The sequence below is a fragment of the Bradyrhizobium sp. USDA 223 genome, from assembly GCF_044909005.1.
Taxonomy (GTDB): Bacteria; Pseudomonadota; Alphaproteobacteria; order Rhizobiales; family Xanthobacteraceae; genus Bradyrhizobium; species Bradyrhizobium yuanmingense.
The window spans coordinates 3,295,964-3,317,620 of sequence record NZ_JBIYDR010000001.1 but is presented as its reverse complement, the minus strand read 5'-3'; the positions used below and the strand labels follow the sequence as shown (position 1 = coordinate 3,317,620).

Below are 21,657 nucleotides of genomic sequence, written 5' to 3'. Positions count from 1 at the left end.
CATCTCTCGCGCTTCTGTGCGAGAGGCGCCTGAACGGATCCCATGAGCACGTCTATTCCAGACCATAGGCTGTCCCGCCGTGCGCTCCTCGGCGCGGGCGCAGCGATCGGAGGCACGGCCCTTGCGGGTACATGGCCCATGGCGTTTGCCCAAACTGCTGGATCGCAATCCGGGCTCCGGGTCGCTGCGCTCGGCTGGGCCTGTGCCCAGACGATCCTGGCGCTCGGCGTCGTGCCGCTTGTGATTCCGGAGATCGAGCGCTATGGCCGGCTCGTCGTCGAGCCGCCTGCTCCGCCCAGCGTTCAGGAGGTCGGTCTGCGTTCGGAGCCAAACCTCGAACTGCTGCAGAGTTTCGCCCCCGACATCATCGTTATCGATCCCAGCATTGCGGCCGCCATACCGCGGCTCAAGCTGATCGCACCGGTCGAAACGTTCACAATCTTCAGACCCGGCGGGCATCCCCTCGACACGGCGCGCCGTTCGACGCTGGAGCTTGCCAAGCGCCTCGGGGTGCAGTCCGCGTGCGAAGCCTATTTCGCCCGTTTCGACGTCGCCATGGCCGGCTATCGTGAGCGGCTCCAGAGTCGCGGCGGCAAGCCGCTCTATCTCGTCAGCGAGATCGCGCGCAACCGCGCGCTCGTGTTCGGTCCGAACAGCCTCTATCAGGAGGTGCTCGATCAGTGCGGATTGAGGAATGCCTGGACCGGACAGAGCGGCCCATGGGGCCATACCAGTGTTGGGCTCGAAGTGCTCGCCGCGGTTCCGGACGCGCGGCTGGTGTTGATGACCTCGCGGGTCGCCGATGTCGAAGCGCTACTGAAGGCAAGCCCTGTGCTTCAAACCCTGCCGTCTCTTCGGTCGCATCGGCTGACGGTCCTGGGTAATCAGTTTTTCTATGGGGGCGTGCCGGCGGCCGAACGTTTCGCCCGCCTTCTCGCCGAACGTCTGCCGCGGGAAAGCCATGAGCAAGGCTGAGGCACTGCCGGCCCGGTCCGGCTTGGAGATGCATCCGGCGGTGCTGATCGGCTTGCTGCTGGCAGCCGCGGCCGCGCTGACCTGGCGCAACCTGTCCGGATATCTGCCCGCCGGCGCCTGGCTGCCGGTGTTGTGGCGGCCGGAGGTCACCGATCCCCAGCAGATGCTCGTGCACTACACCGTTTTTCCGCGCATCGCAGTGGCGCTGCTGGCCGGCGCAGCCCTCGGTCTTGCCGGCACGGTCTCTCAGCAGGTGTTGCGCAATCCGCTTGCAGAGCCGAGCACCATCGGCGTCCTGAACGGCGCCTATCTTGCGCTGGCCGTGACGACGCTGTGGGCGCCGTCGCTGCTGGCCTTCGGCCGGGAGTGGATTGCGCTGTGCGGCGGGTTCGCTGCGTTCCTGTGCGTGTTCGGGCTGACCTGGAAGCGGGCGCTGTCGCCCGTCGTCCTGGTGCTCGCCGGATTGATCGTCAGCTATTACTGCGCGGTGACCACCCAGGCGCTGGTGCTGCTCAACCACGAATATCTGATCGGTCTGTTCATCTGGGGCGTCGGCTTCCTCAATCAGCAGGATTGGAGCAACGTCACGTTCCTGGCGCCGCGGCTGCTGATTTCGATCGTGCTGATCGCGGCGATGGTTCGTCCGCTGACCCTGCTCGGCTTCGACGACGAGACCGCGCGCAATCTGGGCCTCGGATTGACGAGGGCCCGGGTCTTCGCGCTCGTCATCGCGATCGCGCTCAGTGCGTCAGTCGTCAGCGTGGTCGGCGTCATGGGATTTGTCGGTTTGTCCGCGCCGGCAATCGTCATGCTGTCGGGCGCGCGCCGCTTTCGCGACCGGCTGATCTGGGCGCCACTTTGCGGCGCCCTGCTGCTGTGGCTGACGGATCAACTCGTGCTTCTGATCCCGCCCGGCTATCGCGAAATGCCGGCCGGTGCAGTGACTGCCCTGATCGGCGCGCCAATGCTGCTCGTGCTGCTGCCGCGGCTGCGGGCCGCCATGCCGATGGGAAACCTCACGCCATCCGCTCCGGCGCGGCTCGATCATCCCTGGCGCGTGATCCTTTCGGCCTTAGTCGTGCTGCTGCTTGCCGTCTGGATCGCACTCGCCCTCGGGATCGGCTCCGACGGCTGGCGCTGGAGCGGCCTGTCGGGCTTGCAGGAGTTCTGGCCGTGGCGCTGGCCGCGCGTGGTGTCGGCGCTGGCAGCAGGCGCGACGCTGGCGGTCGCCGGTACGCTGCTGCAGCGGATGACCGGAAACCCAATGGCCGCGCCGGAGGTCATGGGCATCAGCTATGGCGCCGCGATGGGCGTAATCGTTCTGCTCTATCTCTTTCCCGCCCACACCCGGCTGGAGCAGATTGCGGCGGCCGGGATCGGCGCCTTCATCGTGCTGGCGCTGGTGCTGCTGTTCAGCCGGCGGTCCGAGTTCAGTCCGGAGCGCGTGCTGCTGGCAGGCGTCGCCATGAGCGCGGCATTCGGCGCGATCATTGCCATGGCACTGGCGACGGGTGATCCCCGCATTGGCACGCTGCTGTCGCTGCTGACAGGCTCGCTCTACCAGATCGGCCCGGCCGAGGCCGCAATCCTTGCCGCCGCGGCGCTTGTTCTGCTGATCATGGTGCCAATGCTGTCCCGTTGGCTCGATATCCTGCCGCTCGGACCTGCGACCTCGCGTTCGATCGGCATCTCGCTGACGCGGAGCCGTGTCATCATCATGCTGCTGACGGCGTTGCTGACGGCAACGGCCACGCTGATGGTTGGTCTTCTGAGCCTGGTCGGCTTCATCGCACCGCATATGGCGCGGATGATGGGGGCGCAGCGTGCGCTGCATCAGGCGGCGCTGGCCGCGTTGATCGGGGCGATCCTGATGGTCACGGCGGATTGGGCCGGACGCATGGTGATCTTTCCGTTCCAGATGCCCGCCGGCATCTTCGCCATGATGCTTGCCGGACCTTATCTCATCTGGCTGCTGCGGCCGCAGCGAGGTTGACTGCGCTCACCGCGCGAAGCTGATGAGATGGCCATGGTCCGGCGACGGCATCACGCCCATGGGGATGCCGTAGATGGTTTCGAGCTCGGCCGGCGTCATGATCTTGTCCGGCGTGCCGCGCGCGATCAGCTTCCCGGAATGCAGCGCGATGATCTCGTCGCAGAACCGGGCGGCCATGTTGACGTCGTGGAGCACCACGACCACGCCGAGATTGCGCTCGCGGGCGAGCTGCCTGACCAGCGACAGCACTTCGATCTGATGAGCGATGTCGAGCGCCGAGGTCGGCTCGTCGAGCAGCAGGCACTCGGCGTCCTGCGCAACCAGCATGGCGATCCACACCCGCTGGCGCTCGCCGCCGGACAACGTATCGAGCAGGCGATCCGCAAAGGGTTCGATATGGGTTAACGCCATGGCGTTTGCGACCTTCTCGCGGTCGATGTCACCGAACCGTCCGAGCGCGCCGTGCCAGGGATAGCGGCCGAGTGCGACCAGCTCTTTGACCAGCATGCCGGCGGCGGGCGGCGTCTGCTGCGGCAGGTAGGCGACCTTGCGGGCATAGTCCCGATCGCTCCAGGCGCGCAGTGCGCGGCCTTCGAAACGAATCGTTCCTGACGAGCTCGGCTGCTGGCGCGCCAACAATTTCAGCAGGGTCGACTTGCCGGAGCCATTATGGCCGATCAGCCCGACGACGCTGCGTGCGGGAAGGGATAGCGTCAGCGGTTCGAGCAGCGCGCGCCCGGCCACTGCGAAGCCGACCTGGTCGAGCTGGAACAAGGGCGCAGGCGCTTCCAGCGAGGCCTGCGTGACGTCGGTCGGCGAGGCGAGCGTCCGTTCGCTCGTCTGCGCATGTTGGATCGTCATGGTTGGCGCAGGCTCCAATAGGCGACGGCCAGCAGTTGGTCGCGGGAAAGCTTTCGCTCATCGCGCAGATGGTTGCGCAGGGCCTTCAACGCCTGCGCCTCACACGCGACCCAGGCGAAGACGTCCTGATGGTCCGGCCATCGCACCGCCTTGACGGCGTCGACCAGGAGCTGCGTCGTCCCGGCCGGGCGGCCCTCGCGATGCAACCAGCGGATCGCTACCCCGGCCGGGGCGACCAGCGGAACTTCCTCGCGCCGATCCGCGACCTCGATAAAGGCCTCACCCGTCGCCGTCGCCGGCAGCGTCTCCAAGATTCGCGCGATGGCGGGCAGGGCGGTTTCGTCGCCCGCCAGCAGCATCCAGCGCGCCGGACAAATGCCCCGGCCGAGCGGGCCGGCCATGCCGCAGATGGCGCCGGCCGTCGCGTTCACGGCGAACGCCGAGCCCGGCCCGGCATGATCATGGACTACGAAGTCGATGTCGATCTCGCGGCTCTGCAAGTCGATGCGGCGGATCGTGTAATAGCGGGTGACGGGCCTGCGGTCGGGCTCCGGCCACAGGATACGTCCGTCGGGCGCGGGCCACGGCCATTCGGGCTTGGCGAGGCCCTCCGGCGGGAAGTACAGCCGCACGTGCAGGTCGTCGTCATTCACGAAACGGGCGATATCGTCGCCCGTGAAGGTCAGCCGCCGCATGTGCGGCGTCAGGGTGATCGCGGACTTCAGCCGCACTTCACGGAAATTGGCCAGCGTGCCGCCGCTGGATTCGTGACCGGACCAAATGATGGTCGGAGCAATGTCGCCCGCGAACTCGATCACATGCGAGGCGACGACCGAGCGCAGCATTTCCAGATTGCCCTTGTCGTTGGCCTCGACGCGGATCTTGAGCGCTTCGGCCTCGACGGCGAGGGAACTGGTGCCGAACGGCAGTTTCGCCACCATGAGACCGTCCCGGTCCTCGAAGGCGATGTCATGCTCGGCCAGATGATCGATCATCCGCGCGGCGAGGCCGGCGGCGTCGGGAAGCGCGATGCGGGTTTCGGAGATCAGCAAGTCCAAACTCATTCTCCACCGGCCCTGTCCGATGCCAGCCTGCAAGCACTTCGATGTCCGGATGTCGCGGCCTGGCACGGCTCTGGATCATAAATCCTGCTCGCTCGCCGGCTGCGATGCAAAAGCGATACTACCCGCATCATATTAAAGGCATTGCCGATCCCAAATTAGAATCCATCGAAAGAGCAGCGAAAATAAGCGCTGGAGTTGCGGGGCCGCCATCATGTATTCGCATCACTTCGGCACGACTTGTCCGGCCATATAGGTTCGCTTCAGGTCTCCTTCAGCGCGGCTCTCATCATGAACTCACGAAGCGGCCTGACGACGCAGATCCTGCAGCTCCTGCGGCCTTATTGGCCACTCGTGCTCGGCGGCAGCGTTCTGGGAGTGGTCGGCGGTGCCTCCGTCGCGGCATTGCTCGCGGTCGTGAATCACGGGCTTTATGCCACGCAGGCCGACGTGGTAACGCTGTTTTTCGCCTTCGCTGGCCTGTGCCTTCTGATCCTGGTCGGTTCCATCGGCGCCGACATCAGCGCCAATTATGTCGGACAGCGGATCATCGCCGAGCTTCGCAAGTCGCTCGCCGCCAAAATTCTGGCTGCGCCCATCGATCAGCTCGAAATCTACCGGACTCATCGCCTGATCCCGGTTCTCACGCAGGACGTCGACACGATCAGCGATTTCGCGTTCTTCTTTTCGTCCTTTTTCGTGTCGCTCGTGATCGCGCTCGGCTGCATGGTTTACCTGGCGGTGCTGTCTTGGCAGCTTTTCCTGATCACGGGAGCAGTCATCGTGCTGGGATCGCTGGCGCATGGATATGCGAGGACGCGCGGCGTTCGCGGCTTCAGCACCGCGCGAGAGGCCGAAGATCAGCTGCACAAGCAGTATCGTGCGATCGCCGAAGGTGCCAAGGAGCTGCGCCTTAATCGCGTGCGCCGTCGGCGCGTCTATGTCGAGCAGCTCCAGCAGACCGTCGACCGGATTAGCTCGGTGCAGATCAGGTCGATCAATCTGTTCGTGACGGCGCGGGCGTTCGGGACGATGCTGTTCTTTGTCGTGATCGGCGTGGCGCTGACCTTGCGACCGTTCCTGTGGCCCGACAGTCCCGCTGCGGTGTCCAGCGGCTTCGTGCTGGTGCTGCTCTTTATGCGCGGGCCCATCGACCAGGTCATCGGCATCCTGCCGGCGCTCGGCCGCGCCCAGGTCGCGATGCGCCGCATTGCGGGGCTCTCGGAGCAGTTCTCGACCCCCGAGCACGATCTGCTGGCCAGTGCTCCCGCTGCACCCGGCAAGTCCGCCATCGAATCCATCGAGCTTCGCGGCGTCACCTATGCCTTTCGCGCCGTGCCGGGCAGCGATCCCTTTGTTCTCGGGCCGGTTGATCTGCTCGTTCGGCAAGGCGACATCGTCTTCATCGTGGGGCAGAACGGCAGCGGAAAGACGACCCTGATCAAGTTGTTGCTAGGCCTTTATGCTCCGCATGGCGGCGCCGTGCTGCGGGACGGTTCGCCGGTCCTGACGGAGACACGCGACGATTACCGCCAGCTCTTCACGACCATCTTCTCCGACTATTATCTGTTTGAGGATCTCATTCGTGGAGAGGGCGTGGTTCCTGATGTCGCGGAACGCTATCTCCAGCGGCTGGAGGTCGCGCACAAGGTCTCGATCGAGAACGGCGTGTTCACGACGACGGACCTGTCGACCGGACAGCGCAAGCGATTGGCGCTGATGAATGCATGGCTCGAGGAAAGACCCGTGCTCGTGTTCGACGAATGGGCCGCAGATCAGGATCCGGCGTTCCGGCACATCTTCTATACGGAGCTGCTGCCCGATCTGAAGCGTCTCGGAAAGACCATCATCGTGATTTCACACGATGATCGCTATTTCGGGATTGCGGATCATCTAGTGCGGCTGCGCGACGGCAAGATCGTCGGAAGCGAGACGAAAGCAGATAACGTCGCAGGCGTTTCCGCGGTTCCAATTGACGCGCCGCTTTAGAGCTATTGTGACGGAGCGAGTGCTCTTTGTCACATGCAACAACAGCATGCGATCCCGTTCTGCGACAGGCCGTCAGATTTGTAGAGAATCTAATCTGCGTGTGCGCGCATTTGTTGTCAGCCTGTAGGCGAGTGATCTACACCACGCATCAGCGATGATTGAAATGCGAGGGCCGGATGAACAAGGCTTCGGATTCCGGGACCGGACCTCGTGCGTTCCCGGTCGGCCCATATTCTGGCCAGACCGTTTTCCAGGAGGGCGATCGCCTTCGCGTCGTGGCCGCCGATGTGACCGCGTTGGAACTGCGTCTGCGCGAGCGCGTCGATCACATCGAGATCCTGAATGCCTCGGACGACCGCGAGGTTGCGGCACGGGCGGTGTCGGCGTCCGCCGAGGCGCTGTTTGCCTGGCGACCTGGCGCCGATCGGCTCGTTCTGGACTTCGCTGGAAGAGCGCCGCTTGCACGAGAGCTGACCGAGAGTGGTCTTGCCATCATGTCCGAGGGGCGACTGGTGCTGCTGCCCGAACTGGTCATGCAGCGGCGGGACAACTGGCTGGTCAACCCCGGGCGACCGCCATTGCCGCAACTCCACGTCATGACGGACGGCAAGCGCCATCCGCGCCGCGCCGCAAAGCCGACGGGAAAGGTGTACGGCCGTTTCATTCCCTGGCTGTCGGAGGTCATCTCGTTTCGTGTGGCCGATCTCGAGAATGATCTCGATTTGTTGCACCGCTGGATGAACGACCCTCGCGTCGATGCATTCTGGAACGAGGCTGGCGATCTCGACAAGCATCGGCGATATCTGGCCGGCATCCTGGCCGATCCCCATATGCTGCCGTTGATCGGCTGCTTCGGCGAGCAGCCGTTCGGCTATTTCGAGCTCTATTGGGCCAAGGAAAATCGCATCGCGCCGTTCTATGATGCCGACGACTACGACCGGGGATGGCACGTGGTCGTAGGGGAGAACGCTTTTCGCGGCGGTCGTTACATCAGCGCGTGGCTGCCGTCACTGATGCACTACATGTTCCTCGACGATTGCCGTACGCAGCGGATCGTCGGGGAGCCGGCCGCGGCGCATACGCAGCAGCTTCGCAATCTCGATCGCTCGGGGTTCGCGAAGATCAAGAATTTCGACTTTCCCCATAAGCGCGCGACCCTGGTCATGCTGTTGCGCGAACGCTTCTTCGGCGATCGGCTTTGGCTTCCGGCAGCCGCCGGCCCAACGGTCTCGTCTTAAAGCGCAAGCGGAGCGCGGATTCATGTCCCATCAACTTGCGATCGAGCACGATGTCGTTGGCGTCGGATTCGGGCCTTCCAACCTCGCACTCGCCATCGCATTGGACGAATGCGCGAAGCGATCACGGCTGAAATGCACGCCGCTGTTCGTGGAGAAGCAGCCGCACTTCACCTGGCATGGCGGCATGCTGCTTCCGGGCAGCGACATGCAGATATCGTTTCTCAAAGATCTGGTCTCCTTGCGCGATCCGACCAGTTCCTTCACCTTCGTGAACTACCTGCATAAGCGCGGCCGCCTGCTGGATTTCATCAACTGCCGGACGTTCTATCCGAGCAGGGTCGAGTTCAACGATTACCTGCAGTGGGTGGCGAGCCATTTCAAGTCGCAGGCCGCTTACGGCGAGACCATCGTCGCCGTCGAGCCGGTGACGGCCGGGCAGACGGTGACGTCGTTGCGGGTGCATTCGCGCTCGCTCGCCGGCGGGGAGACTGTGCGGCTGGCGCGAAATCTCGTGGTCGCGGTGGGAGGCCAGCCCTATGTTCCGCAGGTGTTTGCCAAGGCTGCCGACGATCGCAGGCTGCTGCATTCCAGCCGCTATCTCGACCTGATCGAGCGCGTTGTCCCGCGCGGTCGGACCGTGCGCGTGGCCGTCGTCGGTGGCGGACAGAGCGCGACCGAGGTAACGGTTGATCTTCAGGGCCGATGTCCCGAAGCGCATATCGATCTGATCTTCCGCGGCCATGCTCTCAAGCCGTCCGACAGCAGTCCCTTCGTCAACGAGATCTTCAACCCCGACTATACGGACTTCGTCTACGCGCAGCCTGCCGACCGGCGGGATGCGATCGTCCGCAACTTCCGGAACACCAACTATGCGGTCGTCGATTCCGACCTGCTGGACCAGCTGTATCGGCTGCTCTACCAGCAGCGCGTCGGCGGCGACGCAAGGGTCGTGTTGCGTCCCCGCAGCGAGATTACCAATGTGGATACGGGACCGGACGGCATCGAGATCGGCGTGATCGACAAGTTTCGCGGCGAAAACCGTCGTTCGACCTATGACGTGGTCGTTCTGGCGACGGGATACGACAGGGATACGCCGCACGGGTTTCTCGAACCGATCCGCCGCTACATTCGCGATGCGGCGCTGGATCGCAACTACCGGCTCGTGACCAATCCGGCGTTCCGGCCGCAGATCCACCTCCAGGGCTATTCGGAATCCTCCCACGGCCTGAGCGACACGCTGCTTTCGGTGATTGCCATGCGGTCGCAGGAGATTGCGGAGTCTCTGCTCGCGACAATCTCGCGCCGGGAACTCATTGCCTAGAACACGATCCGGGAGAGATCGCAGCTCCAAAAGCCTTGCGCGGATGGAGATCGAAGCGCAGCACGAATCGTCCCGTTCTCATTACACAATAGCTGGCGTTCTCGCGGTCACCCTGCAGGCGTGTTCCGCTGTCGCTTTGGGGTTCCCAATCTAGAACCTGTCTAATCGAGATCAACCGCAGCGTGTATGTGTGAGACAACGCCGATTGGCTTTGCTAGAGGAGTTCTTAGAACGATCTTGGAACGTCTGAAAGTTAGCTGGAATTGACCGTGAGGAAAGCTCTCGTTCCCAAGCAGGGGCAAAGCCTTCTCCCTGAGCGAATTGCAGGCATTCTGGTTCACAGTCCGCTTGCAGCGTTGGTTGGCAAAGAGCCCGTGACGCGCATGCACTACCTCCTCGAGATTGCGTCGCTTCACACCAAGACCGAGCTCCTGGCGCAGCCGGGCTTGGGACGTTCAGGCGTGCGTCGCATCGAGAACTGGATGGCCTCTCACGGACACCGCATGCGCGACGTGAATGAGAGTCTCGATAGCGTCATCTGCCGCTTTGCGTTCCGACGTTCTTCCGTTCGGAAAGGAAACGTTCGTTCTCTCCCCTTATCGGCGTCGCCCTCGCGTTTCACGCGGGCAGCTGGTGGCTAAGGCGGTACATGCGTGGGCACAAAGCAGGTCGATTGTTTTCAGACGCTGTCTCACGAGCTTGAGCATTGGACCGGCGCTCCCTGTCGAAGCCAGCGAGCTCGCCCGAGTGCTCGCGCGCGAGCTGCTGCTTGAGCTTGGTGTAGCGCCGCAGCGTGTCCACGACATGTGCACCGGGAGATCAAGGCAAATCTTCCGGCGGGCCACGTGAGCATGCACTTCGCGCGCTACTCGCTGGCAGCGGACTAGTCGCGCTCGACGTTTCGCGTTCGAGCGCGGCGCCGCGCCGTGCTGCCGCGAACCGCCTGCCGTCTGGTCTGGCGCCGGCCTTCCCCGCGCCGATTGGCTCGCAGAGCGTGCCGTCGGGCCCGGCTCAGTCATGAAATCCGCTATTCCCGTCGGGGCCTCGAAAGTCTATATGATCCATATGTTGTCTCATCGCTTTTCCGTGGCCCCCATGATGGATTGGACCGACCGGCATTGCCGGGTGTTCCACCGTCACCTGACGCGGTGGGGATTGCTCTATACCGAGATGCTAACGACCGGCGCGATCATTCATGGCGACCGGGTGCGGCTGCTTGGGTTCGACGCGGTCGAGCACCCCGTGGCGCTTCAGCTCGGCGGATCGGATCCGCGCGAACTCGCGGCGGCGGCACGGATCGGCGAGGACTTTGGTTATGACGAGATCAATCTCAATGTCGGCTGCCCGTCCGATCGTGTGAAGGATGGCCGTTTCGGCGCCTGTCTAATGGCCGAGCCGGAGCTGGTGGCGAGGTGCGTCGACGCGATGAAGCGCGTGGTCGCCGTTCCCGTCACGGTGAAGTGCCGCATCGGCATCGATGATCAGGATCCGGAGGTCGCGCTCGATGCGCTCGCGCGTGCGGTGGTCGCCGCAGGCTGCGATGCGTTGATCGTGCACGCCCGCAAGGCCTGGCTCAACGGCCTGTCGCCGAAGGAGAACCGCGATATCCCGCCGCTCCACTATGATCGCGTCTACCGGCTGAAGCGCGCGATGCCCGATGTGCCCGTCATCATCAATGGCGGCGTTCGGAGCATCGACGAGGCAAAGGCGCATCTTGCCCATGTCGACGGCGTGATGCTCGGCCGCGCCGCCTATCAGGAGCCGTGGCGGCTGCTCGCGGTCGACCACGAAATCTTCGGCGGGCCGGCGCCGCACGCCACCATGCAGGACGCGCTCGAGGCGATGATGCCCTACATCGAAGAGCAGCTCGCGCACGGCACGCGGCTGCACGCGATCACGCGGCATTTCGTCGGCGCATTTCATGCTGTGCCCGGCGCGCGTGCGTTCCGCCGGCATCTGGCCGAGCAGGGTGTGAAGCCCGGCGCCGGTCTCGACGTGCTACGCGAGGCGATCACGTGTGTCGGGGCCCGCGCGCCGGCTGAGGCGGCCTAAATGAGCGGGAGCATGATCCGGAAAAGTGCGCAGCGGTATTCCGAAAAGATCATGTTCAAACAACTACCTAAAGCGCGATGACGATTCATCCTGATCGCATCGCGCTTTAGTCGACCGCCGTACGCGCGCGGCGGGGACTGCGCTGCTGCTCCGGATACCCTGTCAGCATCAGCGTGTCGGCGCGCACGCCCCAGCTTTCCAGCCGGTCGAGGAAGCTCATGCCGAGCAGATTGGTCTTCATCTGGCCGCGCTGCACGACAAGGGCCGGCACCGACTTCTCGACCAGCTTGCCGACGGCGAGACGGTCGAGCGTGAGCCGCGCCGCCTTGGTGTGGCCGCCCGCGGTCTCGAGATCGACGTCGTATTCAAGCATCTCGAGCGGCAGCCCGATCGCCCTTGCGGTTTCCCAGGTCAGTACCACCGACGTCGCGCCGGTATCGATCACCATCGGCGCAGTGACGCCGTTGATCTTCGCGCGCAGCGTGAATTCGCCGCCCTGGCCGCGCGGGATCTGCACGGCCGGCGCCGGGGAGGCGGCTTGTGCGCGAAAAATATGCGAGACCTTGTGGCTGGCGCGCGCGATCTGGTCGGGATCGCCATAGGCGACGACGGCACCTGCCGTGCCGGCGAGCATGATCAGGACGAGCAGGAAGCGGATCATCGCGCGCCTCCAAGGGCACGCAGGCGGATCAGACGTGCTTTGGGGATCCAGCGATCGGCACCAGTCCGGCTTTCGTCATGCGCTCCGGCAACAGGGCCATGATCGCGCGCCGGTCCGCGCTCTCCATGGCGTGCCAGCGTGCGATCTCCGGCAAGGTGCGGCCGCAGCCGAAGCACAGCTTGGTCTTGGGATCGATCATGCACACGGCGACGCACGGCGTTTCTTTGCTCATACGGACATAGTGAGGGATGATCGGGCATGTCTGCAAGCATCTCGTTAAGAGCCTGTGCCGGCACTCATGATCGGCTTGTGCCGCGGCCGGCGTTTCTCGTCCGGCACGACGGAGCTCTCCGGCTGGAGCGGTGGAGAATCGTCCGAGAGTGGGGCAAGCGCGCTCATCACGCGCTCCGGCGGGAACGTGACGATCACCTCGGTGCCGATGCGCAGCTTCGATTTCAACGTGAACGTGCCGCCGTGCAGGTCAATCAGGTTCTTGGCGATCGGCAGGCCGAGGCCGGCGCCCTGTTCAGCCGACTTGATCGAGTTGGAGCCCTGGCCGAACGAGGCGAGCACGACCGGGATCTCGTCCTCGGGTATGCCGGAGCCGGAATCCCTCACCGAGAGATATTGTCCGCCGGAGGCGGTCCAGCCGGCCTTGAGCCAGATCTCGCCGCCCTGCGGGGTGAACTTGATCGAATTGGAAAGCAGGTTGAGCACGACCTGGCGGATCGCGCGCTCGTCGGCCCAGAGCCGCGGCATCGCCTGCTCGAACACTTCGTGGATGGTGATGCCGCGGCTCGAGGCACGCAGCTTCATCAGATGATGGCAATCGGCGACGATACCGACCAGGGACACCGCTTCCTCATTGAGCTCGTAACGGCCGGCTTCGATCCGCGACAGATCGAGGATCTCGTTTATGAGGTTGAGCAGGTGCACGCCGGAATTATGAATGTCGGCGGAATATTCCTTGTAGACCGGTACCGCATGCGCGCCGAAAATCTCGCTCTTCATCACCTCTGAGAAGCCGAGGATGGCGTTCAGCGGCGTCCGCAGCTCGTGGCTCATCTGCGCGAGGAAGCGCGACTTGGCGACGTTGGCGGCTTCGGCGCGGTGGCGCGCTTCGTCCGAGATTGCCTTGGCCTGCTCCAGCTCGCCGATCAGCGCGTCCTTTTCCGCTCGCGCTTCCAGCGTGGCGAAGGTGGAGGAGTGCAGGCGGTGCGCCAGAAGCACGAAATAGCCTTCGGCGGCGAGCGACAGCGCTGCCAGGATGTAATTGTCCAGCGATCCGGTCGTCACGAAGCTCAGCGCCATCGCAACCGCGACCGGCGCCGTGGCGGCAAGGGCTGCGATCGGCAGATTGGCCGCGAGCATGCTCGATACTGCGATCACCAGCAGCATCAAGAACATCATCAGCGTTTCCGTGACCATGTCGAGCACGGGATGGATCAGGATCGCCATCCAGCACAGGCCATAGAGCAGGTCGAGCACGACGAAGCGCGTCCGCCATGCGCGTGTCGCGGCCGGAGAGGCGGGCTCGGTCAGGAAGCGCCGGCAACTGCGGATCATGGCGCTGTGGATGCAGAGCATGCCGGCGGTCCAGGCCGCGGCCGGGATCGGCTGCATCCATAGCCCGAACAGCACGCCGGTCGCCACCACCAGGAGCATCACGACATAGGAGGCCGACAGCCGGGTCTGGGCGTATTGCCGCAGCATCTCGGCGTCGAAAGCCGGCCGGGTTCCACTGGTCGACGTTAACTTGTCGCGCGCCTCGCGCACCCGCTGCGCCGCGGCCCTTCGGCTGCTCGCCGATGGCGCGCTCACCGGCTCGGCCGGAAGCTGCACGACCTCAGGCATTTCAGCGGGGTTACTCATCAAGCAACACGGATTCCTGCCCACGCCGGACGCGGGCTTTCTGCATTGTCTATCTCTGGCAAGAAATCCTTAAGAGCTGACTTAAGGAGCTAAAGAATTACGTTAACCGAGCGTTAATTCATACGCAGTCCGGGCGGCCGCCTTCATCAACCCGCGCTTCGATCATCTGAAGAAAACGAGCGTGACCAACCCGAAGACCGGCAGCAGCAGGACGGAGGTCCAGGCCATGTATCCGAAGAAGCCGGGCATTGCGACACCACCCGCTCGGGCAATTGCGTACACCATGAAATTGGGCGCGTTGCCGATGTAGGAGTTTGCGCCCATGAATACCGCCCCTGCGGAAATCGCGGCAAGGGTGAGGGCGCCGTTCGTCATCAGATGCTTGGCATCGCCTCCGGCGAGCTCAAAGAAGACCAGATAGGTCGGCGCATTGTCGAGAAAGGATGAGAGCAGGCCGGTCAACCAGAAATATGCGGCATTGTTCGGCGTGCCGTCGGCGTTGGTGACCATGTTTACGACGGGGGCAAACGCGCCGGATTTGCCGGCGTTGAGAATCGCGAGCACGGGAATGATGGTGATGAAGATCGCGGCAAACAGCTTTGCCACTTCGATCATGGGGCCCCAAGAGAAGCCGTTCGCGTCGTGGTCCTCCTTCGAGGTGACGGCGAGAGATGCGAACACGACTCCGATCATCACGGCATCGCGCAGGACATTCTGCAGCTGGAGGTGCGTGCCGAGAACTTCAAATCCGCCGAGGTCCAGCTTGGCACTCAAGAGGATCGCAGCGACGATGACTCCCATCAAAGCGAAGTTGAGGCCGCCGCTGATCCGCAAGGGATTGTCCGGAGTTGGGTCCGGTTTGACGCGGCCTTCCTTGCGATAGAAATAAGTGTCGATGCAAAAGAACAGGGCGAGCAGAATCCAGGCTGCGAACGTGGTCTGGGGGAACAGGTGAGTCGTCGTCCAGAAGAAGTCCACGCCGCGCAGAAAACCCAAAAAAAGCGGCGGATCTCCCAGCGGCGTGAGCGAGCCGCCGATGTTGGATACCAGAAAGATGAAGAAGATCACGACGTGCGCGTTGTGCCGCCGATCGTCATTGGCGCGGATCACCGGTCGGATCATGACCATTGAGGCGCCGGTCGTGCCGATGACGCTCGCGATCAGAGTGCCGAGAGCGAGCAGCAGCGTATTCAGGACGGGGGAGCCGTGAAGATTGCCGCGCACCACGATTCCGCCGGCGACGGTAAACAGAGCGAGGAGCAGCAGAATGAACGGGACGTATTCGAGCAGCGCCGTATGAACGAGCGCTTGGACGGTTGGAAGCGGGCCGTACCAGATTGCAAGCGGCAGCGCGATCAGGGCGGCCCACATCGCGGCAATCTTGCCTTGGTGATGCTCCCAGAAGTGAGGCGCTGCGAGCGGAAATATGGCGATCGAGAGCAGCATCCCCGCGAATGGAAGCGCCCATTGCGGGCCAATGCTGGCACCATCGAGCGATGCGGCAAGCGCCTGCGCGGGAGATCCAACCAGAATCAGGAGCGCGACCGGAAGCAGGCGCGCAACAACAAGGATGGCGGCAATCACGCTAGGCAAGGCTTCCCCCCGGAAGTTTATGATTTCGGTCGGCGCGCTTGACGGAAGTTCGTCGCGGCCGAAGCCGCGGCGAAGTTCGAAGCCGGCTTCTCCGAACCAGGTCGCAACAGAGCGTCAGCGTTGCAGGCGTGCGAGCAGGCTCGACGTATCCCACCGCTTGCCGCCCATCTTCTCGACCTCGGAATAGAACTGATCGACCAGCGCAGTCGCCGGCAGATTGGCGCCGTTGCGGCGGGCTTCGGCCAGGGCGATCGAGAGGTCCTTGCGCATCCATTCGACGGCGAAGCCGAAATCGTACTTGCCCTCGTTCATCGTCTTGTAGCGGTTCTCCATCTGCCAGGACTGGGCGGCCCCTTTCGAGATGGTCTCGATCACTGCGGCGACGTCCAGGCCGCTCTTCTTGGCGAAATGGATGCCCTCGGAGAGGCCCTGCACCAGACCGGCGATGCAGATCTGGTTGACCATCTTGGTCAGCTGGCCGCTTCCGGCGGGCCCGAGCAGCTTGCACATCCGCGCATAGGCGCCCGTGATGATCGGCTCGGCGCCGGAATAGGCGTCCTGCGCGCCGCCGCACATCACCGTCAGCACGCCGTTCTCGGCGCCGGCCTGGCCGCCGGAGACGGGGGCGTCGACGAATTTGAAGCCGGCTTTGACGGCGGCTGCGTCGAGCTCACGAGCGACCTCGGCGGAGGCAGTGGTGTGGTCGACGAAGGTCGCACCCTTCTTCATGCCGGCGAAGGCGCCGTCGGGGCCGATCGTGACCGCGCGCAGATCGCTGTCGTTGCCGACGCAGCACATCACGAAATCCTGCCCCTCGGCGGCGGCCTTCGGCGTCGGCGCGGTCTTGCCGCCGAACTTGTCCGCCCATTCCTTCGCCTTGGCCGCGGTGCGGTTGTAGACGGTGACCTCATGGCCCCCTTTTTTCACGAGGTGTCCGGCCATGGGGAAGCCCATCACGCCAAGACCGAGGAAAGCGACTTTAGCCATAGTGGTACCTTGTCCGTAGTTCGGGTTTACGGTTCTTGCCAAGCGAGGGATGCCTGGGTTCCGCGGTGAGGGCGGACCGGAGGCGCACCATAAACCCTTGAGGCCAGAGGGCAACGGCTTCGTTTGGCAGCCTACCGTGCTAGGGTGGCGACCCAAGGACTTCAAAACAAGGGAGCGAGAGCATGGGCGGCGTGAGCGTGGGCGTCCTCGATCATTTCAACATCCGGACCCGGAATCTGGCCGAGACCGTCCGCTTCTATGAAGACGTGCTGGGCCTGGAAAAAGGCGCGCGGCCGAACTTCGCCTTCCCGGGCGCCTGGATGTACAGCGAGGGCAGGCCGGTGGTTCACCTCGTCGACATTTCCCCGACCGACGAGCCACAAAAGCCGGATTCCGGCGTTGTCCACCATGTCGCCTTCGCCAGTCGCGGCTTTGACGGTATGAAACAGCGGCTGGCGTCAAAGAAGATCAAGTTCGAGGCCCGCCAGGTGCCCGGTGGCGATCTCTGGCAGATCTTCGTCCACGACCCCAACGGGGTCATGATCGAGCTGAACTACGAGGCTGCCCTGGAGCAGGGGGAGGCGCCGGCCGAAAAGACGGACGATATCGGCAGACAGTAGCCTTTTGGGCGTTTCCGCTCTAATGGGGCATCCTCAACTGCAGGAGATGCGCTTTGAGCGTGACGCAGCAACAGGTTCTCGATAGCCTCGCCAGGGTCCAGTCGCCCCGCGGGGTCGCGCTCCCCCATGCCAATGTGCTGAGCGCGATCAGCGCCTCCGACGGCAAGGTGTTCTTCTCGATCAATGTCGACGCCGCCGAGGCAAGGGCCTGGGAATCCGTCCGGGCCGAAGCGGAAGCCGCCGTGCGCAGCATTCCCGGCGTCACCACCGTCATGGTGGCGCTGACCGCCGAGCGCAAGCCGGGCTCCGCGCCGCCGCCACCCCCGCAGCCGAGCCGCGGCGCGCCCGGCGTGCAGCCGGCCCATGCCCACAAGCCGCCGCAGGGCGGTGGGTCGCCGATGGCGCGGCAATCGGAAATTCCCGGCGTTGCCGCCGTAATCGCGGTCGCCTCCGGCAAGGGCGGCGTCGGAAAGTCGACCACGGCGCTCAATCTGGCGCTCGGCCTGCGCGACCTCGGCCTCAAGGTCGGGCTGCTCGATGCCGATATCTACGGCCCCTCGGTGCCGCGCCTGACGGGCCTGCGCGACAAGCCGGAGCTGAACGACGAGCGCAAGATGATTCCGCTTCGGCGCTTCGGGCTCGCGATCATGTCGATCGGCTTCCTGGTCGAGGAGGAGACCGCGATGATCTGGCGCGGCCCGATGGTGATGTCGGCGGTGACGCAGATGCTGCGCGACGTCGAATGGGGCAAGCTCGACGTGCTGGTCGTCGACATGCCGCCGGGCACCGGCGATGCCCAGCTCACGCTGGCGCAGAACGTGCCGCTCAAGGGCGCCGTGATCGTCTCGACCCCGCAGGACCTGTCCCTGATCGACGCGCGGCGGGGACTTGCCATGTTCAAGAAGGTCAACGTGCCCGTGCTCGGCATCGTCGAGAATATGAGCTACTTCCAATGCCCGCATTGCGGCACCAAGTCGGATATTTTCGGCCATGGCGGGGCGCGGCACGAGGCCGAGAAGCTCGGCGTCCCATTCCTGGGCGAGATCCCCCTGCACATGGCGATTCGCGCCACCTCGGACGCCGGCAATCCCGTGGTCGACAGCGAGCCGGACGGCCCTCATGCGGCGATCTACCGCGCCATTGCCGGCCAGGTCCGGGACCAGCTCAAGGGTGTCATCGCCGCCGCCTGAATGGGGTCGCCGCGGCAGGCTCCGGGACATGCGACTTTCGTAGAGCCCCGTCATGCCATTGTCGCGTTCCGAAACCGGGCTGGCCGTGTTAAAGGCCCCCCGCAGTCAAGCCCCTTCGGTTCGACGCGCCCTCAACGCGTCGCCGGAACGAGCGGCGGCAAGAAGAGAAGTCAAGGGGAAACGCCCCAGCAAGGAGAGACCTGAAGATGAAGCGTCGTGATTTTCTCAAAGTGTCGGCAGCAGGCGCGGCGGCGACCGCGGTGGCCTCGCCGGCGATCGCGCAATCCTCGCCCGAGGTGAAGTGGCGCCTGACTTCGAGCTTCCCGAAGTCGCTCGACACCATCTATGGCGGCGCCGAGCAGGTGGCGAAGTACGTCGCCGAGATGACTGACAACAAGTTCCAGATTCAGGTGTTCGCCGCCGGCGAAATCGTCCCCGGCCTCCAGGCGCTCGATGCGACCTCGAACGGCACGGTCGATATGTGCCACACCGTGTCGTACTACTACGTCGGCAAGGACCCCACCTTCGCGATCTTCGCCTCGGTGCCGTTCGGCCTCAATGCGCGCCAGCAGAATTCGTGGCTCTATCAGGGCGGCGGCAACGAGCTCGCCAACGAGTTCTTCAAAAAGTCGAACGTGATCGGCTTCCCGTGCGGCAACACCGGCACCCAGATGGGCGGCTGGTTCCGCAAGGAGATCAAGACTGTTGCCGACCTCTCCGGCCTCAAGATGCGCATCGGCGGCATCGCCGGCCAGGTGCTGCAGAAGGTCGGCGTGGTGCCGCAGCAGCTCGCTGGCGGCGACATTTATCCCGCGCTGGAAAAGGGCACGATCGACGCCGCCGAGTGGGTCGGCCCCTATGATGACGAGAAGCTCGGCTTCGCCAAGGTCGCCAAGTACTACTATTATCCGGGTTTCTGGGAGGGCGGTCCGACCGTCCACGCCTTCGCCAACCTGGAAAAGTTCAATGCGCTGCCGAAGAACTACCAGGCGATCCTCACCAACGCGACGGCGACCGCCAACAGCTGGATGGCTGCGCGGTACGACATGCAGAACCCGGCGGCGCTGAAGCGCCTGGTCGCTGGCGGCACCCAGCTGCGTCCGTTCACCAACGAGGTGCTGGAAGCCTGCCTCAAGGCGACCAACGAGCTGTGGGCCGAGGTCTCCGGCAAGAACGCCGACTTCAAGAAGTCGATCGAAGCCATGCAGGCCTACCGCTCCGACGAATATCTGTGGTGGCAGGTTGCCGAATATACCTACGACAGCTTCATGATCCGCTCGCGCACCCGCGGCTGATCTACGGCTTAGGTCGTAAGACCGGAAAGGCCCGGCCTCGCTCGCGAGGCCGGGCTTTTTCTTTGCCGCAGTGAAATCGGGATGGCATTCGGTCCCGTGATGTTCCATGCTGTCGGCAAGCCTCGCAAAGAAGGCTCCACAATTAGATCCATCAGGGTAGGAAATCATGAAGAGAAGAGACTTCATCAAGGTCACAGGACTTGGTGCGGCCGGCGCCGCCACGCTCGCGGCTCCCGCGATCGCGCAGTCGTTGCCGGAAATCAAATGGCGCATGCCGACGAGCTGGCCGAAATCGCTCGACACGCTGTTTGGCGGCGCCGAGATGATGTGCAAGATGGTCGCCGAGGCGACCGACAACAAATTCCAGATCCAGATCTTCGCGGCCGGCGAAATCGTGCCGGGCCTGCAGGTGCTCGACGCCGTGCAGAACGGCACCTGCGAGATCGGCCACACCGCGTCCTATTATTATTTCGGCAAGGACCCGACCTTCACCTTCGGCTCGGCCGTGCCGTTCGGTCCCAACATGCGCATCAACCAGGCCTGGTACATGCTGGGCGGCGGCCGCGACGTGCTCAACGAGTTCTACAAGGGCTACAACGTCATCTCGCTGCTCGCGGGCAACACCGGCTGCCAGATGGGCGGCTGGTTCAGGAAAGAGGTCAACACGCCCGACGATCTCAAGGGCATGAAGTTCCGCATCGGCGGCTTCACCGGCCGCGTGCTCCAGAAGCTCGGCGTGGTGCCGCAGCAGCTCGCCGGCGGCGATATCTATCCGGCGCTGGAGAAGGGCACGATCGACGCCGCCGAATGGGTCGGGCCTTATGACGACGAGAAGCTCGGCTTCTACAAGATCGCGCCGCACTACTACTATCCCGGCTGGTGGGAAGGCGGTCCGATGCTGATGGCTTTCGTCAACCTCGATAAGTGGAACGCGCTGCCGAAATATTACCAGAGCGTGCTGGAGCAGGCCGGCCACTACGCCAACAATTACATGATGGCGCGCTACGACAACGCCAATCCGCTGGCGCTGAGGAAGCTGCTGGCGGGCGGCACCAAGCTGCACGCCTTCTCGCCCGCGATCATGGATGCCTGCTACAAGGCCGCCAAGGAGCTGCACGCCGAAGTCGCTGCGACCAACCCGAACTTCAAGAAAGTGAACGACTCGCTCGCCAAGTTCACGAGCGACGGCTATTCCTGGTTCCAGGTCGCCGAGGTCGGCTACGACATCTTCATGGCGCGGCGCTCGCAAAGTTGATCGCCCTTTGCATGCAGCGTCCCGGAGCCATGGCTCCGGGACGCTGTCGTTTCGGCGTTCGAAGGGCGTCCAAACAAAAGCTGCAAAACAACCCCATGCACAGTAGACGGGGACAGGTTTATCAATGACTTGGCGGCGCAGCGCAAGCTTTCTGCTGAATTACCGAACTCCCGCTTGATGCGTCGGGCAAAACAGTGGTAGAAGCCGATGATCGCAGAATCCGCATTGCGGCTCGGCTGCCAGGCCCAGGGGATCCGATGAGCTTCGATCCCGATCAAGTTCAAAGCGCATTGCGCCGGGCGTGGTCGCTGTCGACGGCCAGCCAATGGACGGCGAGCAATCCGGCGGCAGGACAATGCAACGTCACCTCGCTGCTCGTTCACGAGCTCTTCGGCGGCGACTTGCTGAAGACGCCTCTTCCCGCCGGCGATCATTTCTACAACCGGATCGGAGGCGAGCGGTACGACTTCACGGCGTGCCAGTTTGATCAGCCAATCCCCTATGTGGATTTGACGGCCAGTCGGGCCGAGGCAGAGCTGGGAGCAACGGACGACCAGCTGGCTGCGCTCAGAGCGGCCTTCGAGGGGCAGCGTACCCCTTGACTGGTCAGTCGTACGCTTTTTCGCTGGCCGATGCGCTCGGAATGGTGGAAGAGAGCACCGATGCGGCGCGAGCCGTGCGATGACACCGGGCT

18 protein-coding genes are annotated in these 21,657 nt (G+C 63.9%); 11 read left to right on the top strand and 7 right to left on the bottom strand.

What is annotated here, in order from left to right; translation table 11 throughout:
- Positions 1 to 42 precede the first annotated feature (42 nt).
- The gene (locus ABIA40_RS15495) at positions 43 to 975 is read left to right on the top strand and encodes an ABC transporter substrate-binding protein (protein WP_333920062.1); all 933 of its coding nucleotides are present in this window, start codon (positions 43 to 45) and stop codon (positions 973 to 975) included.
- Complete coding sequence (gene fhuB / locus ABIA40_RS15490; RefSeq protein WP_404541850.1) at positions 962 to 2,968, top strand: Fe(3+)-hydroxamate ABC transporter permease FhuB; 2,007 nt, start codon at positions 962 to 964, stop codon at positions 2,966 to 2,968. Before ABIA40_RS15495 ends, fhuB begins: the two co-directional genes overlap by 14 nt.
- Positions 2,969 to 2,974: 6 nt before the next feature.
- Here the strand turns inward: fhuB and ABIA40_RS15485 are convergent, their stop codons facing one another.
- A complete protein-coding gene (locus ABIA40_RS15485; RefSeq protein WP_271547256.1) occupies positions 2,975 to 3,829 on the bottom strand; it encodes an ATP-binding cassette domain-containing protein in 855 nt (284 codons plus the stop codon).
- Positions 3,826 to 4,926 (bottom strand): DUF2218 domain-containing protein, encoded by a 1,101-nt coding sequence (locus ABIA40_RS15480; RefSeq protein ID WP_404541847.1) that lies wholly within the window; start codon positions 4,924 to 4,926, stop codon positions 3,826 to 3,828. The genes ABIA40_RS15485 and ABIA40_RS15480 overlap by 4 nt, the downstream gene beginning before the upstream one ends.
- Positions 4,927 to 5,181: 255 nt before the next feature.
- On the opposite strand from ABIA40_RS15480, the gene ABIA40_RS15475 reads away from it, so the two are divergent.
- The 4 genes from ABIA40_RS15475 (at position 5,182) to dusA (ending at position 11,490) form a co-directional block, all read left to right on the top strand.
- Positions 5,182 to 6,879 carry a cyclic peptide export ABC transporter gene (locus ABIA40_RS15475; RefSeq protein ID WP_271547254.1) on the top strand — a complete coding sequence of 566 codons (1,698 nt, stop codon included), beginning with the start codon at positions 5,182 to 5,184 and terminating at the stop codon, positions 6,877 to 6,879.
- 176 nt (positions 6,880 to 7,055) lie between these two features.
- Positions 7,056 to 8,117 (top strand): GNAT family N-acetyltransferase, encoded by a 1,062-nt coding sequence (locus ABIA40_RS15470; RefSeq protein WP_271547253.1) that lies wholly within the window; start codon positions 7,056 to 7,058, stop codon positions 8,115 to 8,117.
- Positions 8,118 to 8,139: 22 nt separating this feature from the next.
- On the top strand, positions 8,140 to 9,438 hold the full coding sequence (locus ABIA40_RS15465; RefSeq protein ID WP_271547252.1) for a lysine N(6)-hydroxylase/L-ornithine N(5)-oxygenase family protein: 1,299 nt from the start codon (positions 8,140 to 8,142) through the stop codon (positions 9,436 to 9,438).
- Between the two features lie 1,065 nt (positions 9,439 to 10,503).
- A complete protein-coding gene (gene dusA, locus ABIA40_RS15460; protein ID WP_271547284.1) occupies positions 10,504 to 11,490 on the top strand; it encodes a tRNA dihydrouridine(20/20a) synthase DusA in 987 nt (328 codons plus the stop codon).
- Positions 11,491 to 11,596: 106 nt separating this feature from the next.
- Here dusA and ABIA40_RS15455 read toward each other — a convergent pair whose 3' ends face one another.
- The 5 genes from ABIA40_RS15455 to ABIA40_RS15435 all read right to left on the bottom strand — a co-directional run bounded on the left by ABIA40_RS15455 (position 11,597) and on the right by ABIA40_RS15435 (position 16,603).
- A complete protein-coding gene (locus tag ABIA40_RS15455) occupies positions 11,597 to 12,151 on the bottom strand; it encodes a TIGR02281 family clan AA aspartic protease (RefSeq protein ID WP_036001607.1) in 555 nt (184 codons plus the stop codon).
- A gap of 28 nt (positions 12,152 to 12,179) precedes the next feature.
- The gene (locus tag ABIA40_RS15450; protein WP_271547251.1) at positions 12,180 to 12,383 is read right to left on the bottom strand and encodes a DUF1289 domain-containing protein; all 204 of its coding nucleotides are present in this window, start codon (positions 12,381 to 12,383) and stop codon (positions 12,180 to 12,182) included.
- Between the two features lie 44 nt (positions 12,384 to 12,427).
- Positions 12,428 to 14,023 carry a HAMP domain-containing sensor histidine kinase gene (locus ABIA40_RS15445; RefSeq protein ID WP_271547250.1) on the bottom strand — a complete coding sequence of 532 codons (1,596 nt, stop codon included), beginning with the start codon at positions 14,021 to 14,023 and terminating at the stop codon, positions 12,428 to 12,430.
- Between the two features lie 162 nt (positions 14,024 to 14,185).
- Entirely contained in the window at positions 14,186 to 15,577 is a 1,392-nt protein-coding gene (locus tag ABIA40_RS15440) for a sodium:proton antiporter (protein WP_271547283.1), read from the bottom strand.
- A gap of 153 nt (positions 15,578 to 15,730) precedes the next feature.
- Positions 15,731 to 16,603, bottom strand: coding sequence for an NAD(P)-dependent oxidoreductase (locus ABIA40_RS15435; RefSeq protein WP_271547249.1), 873 nt, complete (start codon positions 16,601 to 16,603; stop codon positions 15,731 to 15,733).
- A 182-nt stretch (positions 16,604 to 16,785) separates the two neighbouring features.
- Here ABIA40_RS15435 and ABIA40_RS15430 point away from each other — a divergent pair, with 182 nt between their 5' ends.
- The 5 genes from ABIA40_RS15430 to ABIA40_RS15410 all read left to right on the top strand — a co-directional run bounded on the left by ABIA40_RS15430 (position 16,786) and on the right by ABIA40_RS15410 (position 21,565).
- Complete coding sequence (locus tag ABIA40_RS15430; protein ID WP_271547248.1) at positions 16,786 to 17,223, top strand: VOC family protein; 438 nt, start codon at positions 16,786 to 16,788, stop codon at positions 17,221 to 17,223.
- Between the two features lie 53 nt (positions 17,224 to 17,276).
- Positions 17,277 to 18,413 carry an Mrp/NBP35 family ATP-binding protein gene (locus ABIA40_RS15425; protein ID WP_157282350.1) on the top strand — a complete coding sequence of 379 codons (1,137 nt, stop codon included), beginning with the start codon at positions 17,277 to 17,279 and terminating at the stop codon, positions 18,411 to 18,413.
- A 206-nt stretch (positions 18,414 to 18,619) separates the two neighbouring features.
- Positions 18,620 to 19,708 carry a TRAP transporter substrate-binding protein gene (locus ABIA40_RS15420; protein ID WP_157282349.1) on the top strand — a complete coding sequence of 363 codons (1,089 nt, stop codon included), beginning with the start codon at positions 18,620 to 18,622 and terminating at the stop codon, positions 19,706 to 19,708.
- 166 nt (positions 19,709 to 19,874) lie between these two features.
- Entirely contained in the window at positions 19,875 to 20,963 is a 1,089-nt protein-coding gene (locus tag ABIA40_RS15415; protein ID WP_271547247.1) for a TRAP transporter substrate-binding protein, read from the top strand.
- 257 nt (positions 20,964 to 21,220) lie between these two features.
- Positions 21,221 to 21,565, top strand: a complete 345-nt coding sequence (locus ABIA40_RS15410) for a hypothetical protein (RefSeq protein ID WP_275500216.1) — start codon at positions 21,221 to 21,223, stop codon at positions 21,563 to 21,565.
- Positions 21,566 to 21,657: the final 92 nt, after the last annotated feature.

Coding starts and splice junctions, on each gene's coding strand:
- ABIA40_RS15495 (WP_333920062.1), top strand. CDS start 43: ATGAGCACGTCTATTCCAGACCATAGGCTGTCCCGCCGTGCGCTCCTC.
- fhuB (WP_404541850.1), top strand. CDS start 962: ATGAGCAAGGCTGAGGCACTGCCGGCCCGGTCCGGCTTGGAGATGCAT.
- ABIA40_RS15485 (WP_271547256.1), bottom strand. CDS start 3,829: ATGACGATCCAACATGCGCAGACGAGCGAACGGACGCTCGCCTCGCCG.
- ABIA40_RS15475 (WP_271547254.1), top strand. CDS start 5,182: ATGAACTCACGAAGCGGCCTGACGACGCAGATCCTGCAGCTCCTGCGG.
- ABIA40_RS15470 (WP_271547253.1), top strand. CDS start 7,056: ATGAACAAGGCTTCGGATTCCGGGACCGGACCTCGTGCGTTCCCGGTC.
- ABIA40_RS15465 (WP_271547252.1), top strand. CDS start 8,140: ATGTCCCATCAACTTGCGATCGAGCACGATGTCGTTGGCGTCGGATTC.
- dusA (WP_271547284.1), top strand. CDS start 10,504: ATGTTGTCTCATCGCTTTTCCGTGGCCCCCATGATGGATTGGACCGAC.
- ABIA40_RS15455 (WP_036001607.1), bottom strand. CDS start 12,151: ATGATCCGCTTCCTGCTCGTCCTGATCATGCTCGCCGGCACGGCAGGT.
- ABIA40_RS15450 (WP_271547251.1), bottom strand. CDS start 12,383: ATGAGCAAAGAAACGCCGTGCGTCGCCGTGTGCATGATCGATCCCAAG.
- ABIA40_RS15445 (WP_271547250.1), bottom strand. CDS start 14,023: ATGAGTAACCCCGCTGAAATGCCTGAGGTCGTGCAGCTTCCGGCCGAG.
- ABIA40_RS15435 (WP_271547249.1), bottom strand. CDS start 16,603: ATGGCTAAAGTCGCTTTCCTCGGTCTTGGCGTGATGGGCTTCCCCATG.
- ABIA40_RS15430 (WP_271547248.1), top strand. CDS start 16,786: ATGGGCGGCGTGAGCGTGGGCGTCCTCGATCATTTCAACATCCGGACC.
- ABIA40_RS15420 (WP_157282349.1), top strand. CDS start 18,620: ATGAAGCGTCGTGATTTTCTCAAAGTGTCGGCAGCAGGCGCGGCGGCG.
- ABIA40_RS15415 (WP_271547247.1), top strand. CDS start 19,875: ATGAAGAGAAGAGACTTCATCAAGGTCACAGGACTTGGTGCGGCCGGC.
- ABIA40_RS15410 (WP_275500216.1), top strand. CDS start 21,221: ATGAGCTTCGATCCCGATCAAGTTCAAAGCGCATTGCGCCGGGCGTGG.